Source organism: Hymenobacter pini, from assembly GCF_020421205.1.
Classification (GTDB): domain Bacteria; phylum Bacteroidota; class Bacteroidia; order Cytophagales; family Hymenobacteraceae; genus Hymenobacter; species Hymenobacter pini.
On the sequence record NZ_JAIZZH010000006.1, the window covers coordinates 267,594 to 278,084 of the forward strand.

Below are 10,491 nucleotides of genomic sequence, written 5' to 3' on the forward strand. Positions count from 1 at the left end.
TAACAGGAGCATACAAAGGCGGGCATTTCATACGGACAACAGGATACAGCTAAAGGGCTTTTACCGCGCAATATACGGTAACTACCGGGTTCAGCAGCAGCTAAGCGCCTAGTGGCATCCGTTGCCGGTAATAGTTAATTGCTTATCGGTCAAGGTGTAGTTGAAGGTACCCGTCATGGATAGTAAGCTCACAACTTCGCGCAGCGGCTGGTTGCGGAAGCTGCCCGTCAGCTGGCAGTGGCGTAGCTGGTCGTTGGCCAGTTGCACCGGCACGTTGTAGCGGCGGGCCAGCGTGCGGGCCACCTCATCCAGCGGCGTCTGGCGAAATACCAATTCACCCTGTCGCCAAGCCATTGCCTCGCGGCTGTCAGTGGCTTCTTCCTGCATTGCGGCCGTTTGGCGGTTGAAAACTACGCGCTGATTGGGCGTGACATACAGCGTATCCCGCGAAGTGGCACCACCTGAACCAGCCGCCCGAATAAAGGCTACCCGGCCAGTTACCACGGCTGTTTCTACCGTGGGCTCATTAGGGTAGGCTTTCACATTAAAGGAAGTGCCCAGCACCCGTACCTGCTGCTGGCCCACGTGTAGCACGAAAGGATGCTGTCGGTCGTGGGCTACTTCAAAAAAGGCCTCACCCTGCAAAGACACCTCACGCTGCTGGCTCGTAAACTTTTTGGGGTACCAAAGCCGGCTGTCGGCATTAAGCCACACGGTAGTGCCATCGGCCAGCAACACCTTGGTAGTAGCCCCTTGGGCTACTGCTTGCTCGGCGTACGCCAGCGGTGCTCCTGCCTCGTTGCGCAGGCGCGGGTACACGCCGTAGTATATCCCCCCCGCCAGCAGCCCCATACCAGCTACGGCCGCTGCCATGCGGCTGCGCCACCACGGAGCAGCGGGCCTGAAGGGCAGGATACGGGCCGTTGTTTCCTCAGATGATACCTCGTCGATGCGGTTCCATAAGGCATGCAGGGCGGCCGCCGTTTGGGCGGGTGTGGCCACGGGCTGAGCCGGTATGCGCCAATACTGTTTGGTGGCTTCGTAGGTAGCCTTTTCAACGGGAGAAGCCTGGTCCAGCCAAGCCTGCAGCCGCTCGTGCTCTGCCGGCGTAAGCTCGCCCGCCAGCTCCTTGCCCATTAGCTCATGTGCAGCAGAATTTTCCATTCAGATTAAACTACAGAATACACCGGTAAAGAAACAGTTGTGTGAAGAGTAGACAGGTGCCGGAGGAAAGTACCCTTAAGTGCCACGTGGAAATAAGCAGGCAACTGGCCCCTAGCGCCCATAGTACTGCGCTGCAGTCAGCAGTGGCAGCAGCCACAGGGCAATACGCATGGTGCTGTTGCCCTGCCCGGGTCGCTGGGTGAAATGGTGTTGCAGGTCGGCACTGATTTTTTTCAATGCTATACCCATCTGCACCTCCACCGTTTTCACCGATAGATTCAGGATTTCGGCTACCTCGCGGTATTTTAGCCCTTCTTCCCGCACCAGCCGAAAAATAGTCTGGCATTGGGGGGGCAGCTTGTGTACCGCCCGTTGAATATCCTGGTACAGCTCCTCCGTGAGCAGGGTGCGCTCCGGCGTCATATAGTCCGTTTGCCAGGCCACTGGTACTTCCTCCAGCTCCGCAGTAGGCTGGTTCTCGGCTTTCTGCAGGTAGTTAAGCGCCTGGTTTTTGACGGCCACAAATAAGTAGCTGACTGGGTGCTGCACCTCGGGCAAAGAGGCGCGCTTCTGCCATAGCTTCACAAATACATCCGACACAACCTCTTCGGCCAGCTCCCGGCCCCGCACGTACCGCAACGCAAAGCGCAGTAAGGAGTTGTAGTTCTGGGTGAAGAACAACTCAAACGCCCGTCGGTCGTCGTTGGCTATGCGCCTGATGAGTTCTTGCAGGCTTGGCGTTGAACCAGTCATAAAGCCATCAAATGAAAAAAAGTGACTGGCACACAGCCCTTGGCCGTTCATAAACTATGGCAGTGTATACCCCAACCCAAATTGAAGTAACACTGCGCAGCAGTGGTAGGCTGGTGGGATGGTCCCATGCTTCGCTCAGACAGCGAAAAGTTCGTCTGCCCTTAACGCATGTGCCGGAGCAGCGTTAAAAATGCCAGCGGACGAAGGCTTCAATACCCTCGTATTCGGGTAGGCCGAGCTGGTCGTAGAGGCGGGCCGTGGTGCGGTTACGCTCCTCGGCCCGCTGCCAGAACTCGCGTTGGTCGGCACCCGGAAATAGTGGGCGGTCCTTTTGGCTCTGGTGCTTGAAAATGGCCCGGCGCTTGCGCGTGAGCTCCTGCGGCGACAAGGGTACGGCCATTTCAATCTGGTCCACGTCCCACTCTTGCCAGGCGCCGCGGTACAGCCATACTCGGCACTCCTCCAGCCACGCAGTATTAGCCGCCTTCAGCCGCCGGATAGCCTCAAAAATAGCGGCCAGACATACCCGGTGCGTGCCGTGCGGGTCCGATAGGTCGCCGGCGGCGTACACTTGCTGGGGCTGCACCTGGTTGAGCAGCTCCATCGTCAGCCGAATGTCTTCCTCGCCGATGGGCTTTTTGCGTACCCGGCCGGTCTCGTAGAACGGCAAATCCTGGAAGTGCATATTCTGGTCGGGAATGCCAGCGTAGCGGCAGGCGCTTTTGGCCTCACCCCGCCGGATCAGCCCCTTAATTTGCTGTACTTCTTCCGAGTCTACTTGCCCCGGCTGCTTGTTGCGCAGGAAATCGGCCACGCGGTGGTACAAGGTCTCAGCGGGCTGCTCATCCAGCCGAAACATGCTGTCATACTCGGCTACAAACTCGGCAAACCGGATGGCCTCGTCATCAAATACGGCAATGTTACCGGAGGTCTGGTAGGCCACGTGCACGTCGTGGCCTTGGTCAACTAGTCGCAGGAGCGTACCCCCCATGCTAATCACATCGTCATCGGGGTGGGGTGAAAAAATGAGCACCCGCTTTGGGAAGGGAGACGCCCGTTCAGGCCGGTCTGTATCATCGGCGTTGGGCTTGCCGCCTGGCCACCCCGTAATGGTGCGCTGTAGCTGCCGAAACACCCGGATGTTAATATCATACGCCAGCCCCGATTCGGCCAGTAGCTCTGACAGACCATTCTCGTTGTAGTCTTCGTCCGTAAGCTTCAGAATCGGCTTTTGCAGGGTACGGGCCAGCCACGTGACGGCTTTACGCACAGTGGGAGCATTTTGCCAATCCAAGGTGCGACCCACCAGCCAGGGTGTTTTCATCCGCGTTAGCTCGGCGCCGGCAGCTTCGTCTAGTATCACCTGTACCTGCGGGTGCTGCTGCAGGTAGGTAGCCGGCACCGAGTCAGTCATCTCGCCCTCCACCATGCGCTTCACCACGGCGGCCTTACCCTCGCCCCAGGCCAGCAGCACAATGTGGCGGGCCTCCAGAATGGTGCCTACCCCCATCGTAATGGCCCGGCGGGGTACGTTTTCCTCGCCGTAGAAATCAGAAGCAGCGTCGGTGCGGGTAATGTGGTCCAGGGTAATCAGGCGGGTACGGGAAGCAGCCCCCGAGCCGGGCTCATTGAACCCAATATGGCCGGTGCGACCAATACCCAGTACTTGCAGGTCAACTCCACCGGCCTCCCGAATCTGCTCCTCGTAGCGGCGACAAAAAGCAGCTACCTGTTCCTGTGGGAGCGTCCCATCCGGAATGTGCACATTCTCCGGCCGGATATCGATGTGGTCGAATAGATACTCGTGCATGAAGCGCACATAGCTCTGCAGCGAATCGGGCGCCGTGGGGTAGTACTCGTCGAGGTTAAACGTCACTACATTCTGAAAACTCAGGCCCTCCTCCCTGTGCAGGCGTACCAACTCCTCATACAGGCGGGTGGGGGTGGAGCCCGTAGCCAGGCCCAGCACGCAGGAGCGGTTTTCGGCGGCGCGTTGCCGGATCAGATCTGCAATCTGATGGGCTACCGCCACTGAGGCTTGCTCCGAATCAGGATAGATAGTAGTGGACAGACGTTCAGCACGGAGTTCGGAAGAAGGTTGCATACTGGGTAGGGACGGGTGAATGACAGTGGAAGTACACAGTTCCTCCGCACAAACTCCAGTAATGGCCTAAAATCTTTTTTACTGGTGAACGGCCTTTTTCTTCCTGGCTTCAACCACACATCCAGCAGAAGGCCATGTCACACCCAGGCCCAATGCAGTCATTGCTTAACCCGCAACAGCACAGTACGCTGGAGTTTTCGCCACTGTTTAGCCACAGCATCATTCTATAGTGTGCCGTTGTGCGCCTCAGAAGAGTTGTCACAAAAGCAGGTATACCTTCCTTTACTCAGGCACAGGTAATACACACATTGCATATCCCTAGATACTCATAGCCAAGCTTCTTCACCAGCCTTTCCATTCGCGCATATGCCTACTTTTACCGACAAAGACACGTATTTGCTGGACCTAGGATTCATCCGGATTTCTCCCTATCAATCCTGGAATTGCCCAGTCGACGCCACCGAGCCGTCCTTTATTCCCGCCTCCGATATTCGCTACCTGCACCAAACCGTTGCCGCTGATGGCACGCGGCTGTATGCGTATGCCTGGGTAGAGGAGCCCGGCCTGTTGCTGACCACCGAGCGGCATATCTCAGCGTTGGAGCATATTGTGAGCGAGCTGGAAACCAACGACTTTGCGTTACTGGGCCAGCTGCTGGAACGGTTCTTCCAGCGCCACGGTGGGCGCGGGGCCTTGGTAACGTCCGTGGTGCATCGGCCTCAGCCCATGCTGTCATAAGCAAAACCGCTACCGGTAAAAACCAAAAAACCCTCTCGGAGCTAAGCTGAGAGGGTTTTTGTGGTAATGGTTGGAATCGAACCAACGACACCAGCATTTTCAGTGCTGTGCTCTACCAACTGAGCTACATTACCAGCTCTTGGTTCCCCGGAGGCGTTGTAGCCGTTGGGGAGCACAAAAGTAGTAAAGGTTTTTCAACACGCAAGAGAGACGGTAAATTTTTTTTCAGACCGTAACTAAGCAACGCAAAAGCTGTAATTTGTTATGCATAACGAGTATATTTCGGCCTAAACCCCAAACCTACCCATTTTCCCGTGCACTTTTCCATCCAAAACATCCTCTTCCTGCTGGTTGCGGTAGCGGGCTTCGGCCTGTTTGCCTGGCAAGCCCGGAAGATTCGGGCTAATATCCTCGTCGGGCGCGACCGGGACATGAGCGGCCACACCAGCGAGCGGCTTCGCAAAACACTCTTGGTGGCCTTCGGGCAGCAGAAGATGTTCAAGCGCCTCACGCCCGCCTTCCTGCACCTGATTGTCTACGTTGGCTTTATTGTCATCAATATTGAGGTGCTGGAAATTATGGTGGATGGCCTGTTTGGCACCCACCGGTTCCTGCAGTTCCTGGGCCCGCTGTACTCCGCCCTTACTGGCACCAACGAGCTGCTGGGTGCCCTGGTAGTGCTGGCCGTAATAGCTTTTTGGTGGCGCCGCAACGTGGGCGTAGTGCGCCGTTTTACTGGCCCCGAGCTGCGGGCCTGGCCCAAACTGGATGCCAACGTGATTCTGTACGTAGAGGTGGCGCTGATGATGGCCCTGTTCCTGATGAACTCCGCCGACCTGAAGCTGCACCAGCTGGAAGGCAAAGACCTGCCCGGCGCATTCCCTATCAGCCAGTTCCTCACGGGCCTGTTGCCCGATGGCCTCACGGCCCTGGAAGTACTGGAGCGCGTGGGCTGGTGGGCGCACATTGTGGGCATTTTGCTGTTCCTGAACTACCTGCCCAGCAGCAAGCACTTCCACATCATCATGGCCTTCCCCAACGTGTTCTATTCCCGGCTGGTGCCGCAGGGGCAGTTCTCGAACGTGGATAGCATCACCCACGAGGTGAAAGCTATGATGGACCCCAGCTACGAAGTGCCGGCTCCCGCCACCAACCCCGATGGCTCGGCCGCCGCACCCACGCCCTTTGGTGCCAAAGACGTGGACGACCTGGCCTGGACTAACCTGCTGAACGCTTACTCCTGCACCGAGTGCGGCCGTTGCACCTCGGTGTGTCCCGCTAACCTCACCGGCAAGCTCCTCTCACCCCGCAAAATCATCATGGATACCCGGGATAGGATGGAGGAGAAGTACAACTCCCCGCTCATTTTCCATCCTAACCTCTACGGCAAGGAAGCCAAGCACAACCCTCAGGAGCAGCTCGACAAGGAAAACCACACCCTGCTGCGCGGCTACGTAACGCCCGAGGAACTGTGGGCCTGCACCACCTGCAACGCCTGCGTGGAAGCCTGCCCGGTAAACATCAACCCCCTGGAGAGCATCGTGGAAATGCGCCGCTTCCTGGTACTGGAAGAGTCGGCCGCGCCCAACTCGCTGAACGTAATGTTCAGCAACATCGAGAACAACGGGGCGCCCTGGGCCTTCTCGCCCTCCGACCGATTCAACTGGGCCGACGACCTGTTTGTGGCGGAGAAATAAATTGAGTTGCTGGCTGCGGGCTGTTGGTGAAATAAACCACGATACCCTGCCGCTGGCGGCTACCTGACAACTGATAACTGACAACTGTCAACCAAGTAGAATGGCTGAGCAAACTGCCAAGCGTCAAATCAACGTCCCGATGATGGCCGACTTGGCCGCCCGGGGCGAAACCCCGGAAGTACTGTTCTGGGTAGGCTGCGCCGGCGCCTTCGACGACCGGTATAAGCGCGTAACCCGGGCCTTTGTGCGCATCCTGGACCACGTAGGCGTGAGTTACGCCGTGCTGGGCATGGAAGAAACCTGCACCGGTGACCCCGCCAAGCGTGCCGGCAACGAGTTCCTGTTCCAGATGCAGGCTATGCAGAACATTACCACTCTCAATGGCTACGGCATCAAGAAGGTAGTAACGGCTTGCCCGCACTGCTTCAACACCATCAAAAACGAGTACCCCGCCCTGGGCGGCGAGTACGAGGTAATTCACCATAGCACCTTCCTCCAGCAGCTCATCAACGATGGTAAAGTGACGGCCAAAGGCGGTGAGTCGTTCAAGGGCCGCCGCATCACCTTCCACGACTCCTGCTACCTGGGCCGCGCCAACAACATCTACGAAGCCCCCCGCGAGGTGCTGGAGGTGCTCGACGCCGACCTGCTGGAAATGAAGCGCTGCAAAACCAACGGCCTCTGCTGCGGGGCCGGTGGCGCTCAGATGTGGAAAGAACCCGAGCCCGGCAAAAAAGACGTAAACATTGAGCGGGCCGAGGAAGCCCTGGCTACCCTCGACGGCGACGCCGATGTGCTCCTGAACCTTCAGGGCGTGGAAAGCACCGCCCCCGTACTGCCCGCCGGCTCCAACCGCGGCGGCAGCGTAATTGCTGTGGCCTGCCCCTTCTGCATGACGATGATGGCTGACGGCGTAAAAAATAAAGAGCGTGAATCAGACGTGCAGGTATTCGACTTAGCCGAACTGATTGCTTCCGCCGAAGGCCTCAACGCGTAATGAGTTGTACGTTGATAGTTGTCGGAACGATGCTGATAACGGACAACGGATAACTAGTAACTGAATATAGCCCCGCGCCGGAACTTCCGGCCGGGGCTCTTTCTTTGTACCAATAGTAGTCTTGCTCTTGCCCTATGTACGTTCCCTTCGATCAGCTTCCTGCCTCCGCCCGCTTGTGGATTTACCAAGCCAACCGCCTTTTCACTACCGCCGAGATAGAGGCTCTGCAGCCTGCCTTACAGCAGTTCGCGGCGGAGTGGACCAGCCACGGCCGGGCCCTGCAAGCATCGGCTGCAATATTGCATCAGCAGTTCCTGGTCGTTGGCCTCGATGAAGCCGTCGCCGATGCCAGCGGCTGTTCCATCGATGCCTCAGTGCGGTTTGTTCGGCAGGTAGAGGAGCAGCTTGGGGTTGAACTGCTGGATAAGTCCCGAATGGCGTTCCTGCTCAACAGTAAGGTACAGTTGCTAACGCGCACCGAGTTGAAACAGGCAGTAGAACAAGGCCTCATTGGGCCCGATACGCCGTATTTCGACAATACCATTGCTACCCAAGCGCAGCTGCAAACCAAATGGCCGGCCCCAGTCGTTACTACATGGCTGGCCCGGTACTTTAAGGCAACCAGCAACGCGTAACCTCCGAAAAGTAAAATTCGCGGAATCAGTAGTATTATTAACACCTGCTTACGGCGTAACCAGCCCCCGGCCGCTGCGTACGGTATCATCCCGCCCTCTATGAAACACTATTTCCTTTCCTGTCTATTCGCTGGCAGTGCAGTGGCACTGGTTGGCTGCGCCACCTCCGATGGCCTGTCGAAAGCGGACAAGCGTTTTACCCGGGGAGAATACGAATCGGCCATTGCGCTCTACAAGGCTGATGTAGCAAAGGGGAAAACCCCAGGCTTGTCTAATTACCGACTGGCTGAAGCTTACCGCCTGTCCAACCGCATCGACCAAGCCGAGCCGTATTACAAAGCCGCCTTGGATGCCAAGGTCAAAAACGCCGACGCCGGCTATTACTACGCCCAGGCCTTGCGCGCCAATGGCAAATTTGAGGAGGCCGCCCTGCAGTTTGAAAAATACGCCGATGCTGGCGCCAACCGCACCTTGGGTGCCCGCGCTGAGGTAGACGCCAAGAATGCCCGCGCGGCTACGTCTATCGTAGCCATGCAAACCAACAACGAGGTAATGCCCCTAGACCAGATCAACACCCCGGCCGCTGAGTTCAGCACCACTCGCATCCCCGATACCCGGGAGCTGGTATTTGCCTCCGGCCGCGAAGGGAAAGTGTATCCCGGCAACGGCGAGGGATTCAACGACCTGTACGCCATCAAATTCGACGACGAGCAGAAGATGACCGGCGGCACCGTGCGCAAGCTCGACCCCATCATCAACTCTGCCGACAAGCACGAAGCCAGCGCCACCTACTCGTCCGATGGCAAGATGATGGTATTTGCCCGCTCCAATAACGGCTCCAAAAAAGGCTACCTCAGCGTCGATTTGTGGGGTTCCTATTTCCGCAACGGTGCCTGGACGGAGCCCGAAATTCTGCGGGGCCTCAACAGCAGCACCGCTGATGAGTTTTCGCCGGTTTTCTCCCCCGATGGCCAGACGCTCTACTTCACCTCCACCCGCAAAGGGGGCCTCGGCGGCAACGACCTGTACAAGTCCACCATGGAAAGCCCCGGCCGGTTCTCCACCCCTGAAAACCTCGGCGACCAAATCAACACCCCCGGCAATGAGAACTTCCCGGCCGTGGCCCCCGACGGCACTCTGTATTTCTCCTCCGACGGGCACCCCGGTTTGGGCAAGCTGGACATCTTTAAAGTAGAGAAGGGTAAAGTGGTGAACTTAGGTGCCCCCATCAACAGCGCCGGCGACGACTTCGCCCCCTTCTTCACCGATAAGAAGATGGGCGTCTTCTCCTCCAACCGCGCCGGTGGCAAAGGCTCCGATGACCTCTACATGTTCCGCGAGAAGCCCATCAAGCTCGTTACCTTCTACGTCGACGGTACCTTGGTGGAGCGCAACGACAAAACCGGCGAAACAGCGCCCGTAGCCAGCGAAGCCGTTACCTTATATACTAACAAAGGGCAGCGGTTGCAGGAAGTAACCACCGGGGCCGATGGCAAATTCAGCATGAAGCTGGATACGGCCATGGCTACGTACTCACTCATTGCCGACCGCCCCGGTTATTTCACCGCCCGCAATTCGGTCAGCACCATCGGCCGTAAGCCCGCCCAAGATGCTCTGCCCGACCCCATGAACGACATAAAGGTGCCGGTAACGCTTACCCTCACCAAAATCGTGAAGAACAAAGCCATTGTTGTCGACAACATCTTCTATGACTACGACAAAGCCGATATTCGCCCCGATGCTGCGGTAGAGCTGGATAAACTCGTAGAGACGCTCAATGACAACCCCAAAATCACCATTGAGCTGAGCTCCCACACCGACTCCCGCGGCAAAGACGCCTATAACCTAGCTCTGTCCCAGCGCCGCGCCGAGTCTGCCGTAGCCTATATAGTATCTAAGGGCATCGATAAATCCCGCATTACGGCCAAGGGATACGGTGAAACCCGCCCGGTACTCAAAAACGCCAAAACAGAAGAGGACTACCAGCGCAACCGTCGCACTGAATTCAAGGTGACCAAGATTGCCGAGTAAGGTCAGAGCAGCAACGTATAAAAGGAGGGCCCGATTCACTTTTGTGGATCGGGCCTTTTCTTATTATGTAGTGTAAGATGGGTCGTATATACAGTCACATCTCATTAGTTCCTGCTCGGAAATCAGCACAGATTAGGTGCAAGTAGTAGCTCAATGCAGCAGTTTTCTGACCAAGTGCAACGCTTGTTGAACTAAGTGTAAAAGTAATCTGTCTGATACTGTGGCAGAACAGCGAGAGTAGACGACCTTAAACGGGTTTTTTTCTTGGGCGGGTTTGGAAATGCGGATACGACCTGCCACTTTTGCACTCCCAATCCGAAACGCGGAGCGGGCCGCTGCCAACCACTGGGGCCACCAGCGCGCGGTTTTCTT

At 57.2% G+C, this 10,491-nt stretch carries 8 protein-coding genes and 1 tRNA gene; 5 read left to right on the forward strand and 4 right to left on the reverse strand.

The features are described from left to right. Window positions 1-108 precede the first annotated feature (108 nt). From LF252_RS20790 to nagB, 3 genes are all read right to left on the reverse strand, one after another. A complete protein-coding gene (locus LF252_RS20790) occupies window positions 109-1,164 on the reverse strand; it encodes a FecR domain-containing protein (protein ID WP_226271512.1) in 1,056 nt (351 codons plus the stop codon). Window positions 1,165-1,275: 111 nt separating this feature from the next. Next, window positions 1,276-1,917, reverse strand: a complete 642-nt coding sequence (locus LF252_RS20795) for an RNA polymerase sigma-70 factor (RefSeq protein WP_226271513.1) — start codon at window positions 1,915-1,917, stop codon at window positions 1,276-1,278. A 184-nt stretch (window positions 1,918-2,101) separates the two neighbouring features. Then, window positions 2,102-4,021, reverse strand: coding sequence for a glucosamine-6-phosphate deaminase (nagB, locus tag LF252_RS20800; RefSeq protein WP_226271514.1), 1,920 nt, complete (start codon window positions 4,019-4,021; stop codon window positions 2,102-2,104). 366 nt (window positions 4,022-4,387) lie between these two features. Here nagB and LF252_RS20805 point away from each other — a divergent pair, with 366 nt between their 5' ends. Then, window positions 4,388-4,759, forward strand: a complete 372-nt coding sequence (locus LF252_RS20805) for a hypothetical protein (protein WP_226271515.1) — start codon at window positions 4,388-4,390, stop codon at window positions 4,757-4,759. 61 nt (window positions 4,760-4,820) lie between these two features. On the opposite strand, the gene LF252_RS20810 is transcribed toward LF252_RS20805, so the two are convergent. Continuing rightward, window positions 4,821-4,893 (reverse strand) — tRNA-Phe (locus tag LF252_RS20810). Window positions 4,894-5,073: 180 nt separating this feature from the next. Here LF252_RS20810 and LF252_RS20815 point away from each other — a divergent pair. From LF252_RS20815 to LF252_RS20830, 4 genes are all read left to right on the forward strand, one after another. Then, complete coding sequence (locus LF252_RS20815) at window positions 5,074-6,456, forward strand: 4Fe-4S dicluster domain-containing protein (protein WP_226271516.1); 1,383 nt, start codon at window positions 5,074-5,076, stop codon at window positions 6,454-6,456. A gap of 100 nt (window positions 6,457-6,556) precedes the next feature. Continuing rightward, window positions 6,557-7,453, forward strand: coding sequence for a (Fe-S)-binding protein (locus LF252_RS20820; RefSeq protein WP_226271517.1), 897 nt, complete (start codon window positions 6,557-6,559; stop codon window positions 7,451-7,453). A gap of 134 nt (window positions 7,454-7,587) precedes the next feature. Next, window positions 7,588-8,088 carry a hypothetical protein gene (locus LF252_RS20825; RefSeq protein WP_226271518.1) on the forward strand — a complete coding sequence of 167 codons (501 nt, stop codon included), beginning with the start codon at window positions 7,588-7,590 and terminating at the stop codon, window positions 8,086-8,088. A 99-nt stretch (window positions 8,089-8,187) separates the two neighbouring features. After that, on the forward strand, window positions 8,188-10,119 hold the full coding sequence (locus LF252_RS20830) for an OmpA family protein (protein WP_226271519.1): 1,932 nt from the start codon (window positions 8,188-8,190) through the stop codon (window positions 10,117-10,119). The last annotated feature ends 372 nt before the right edge of the window (window positions 10,120-10,491 follow it).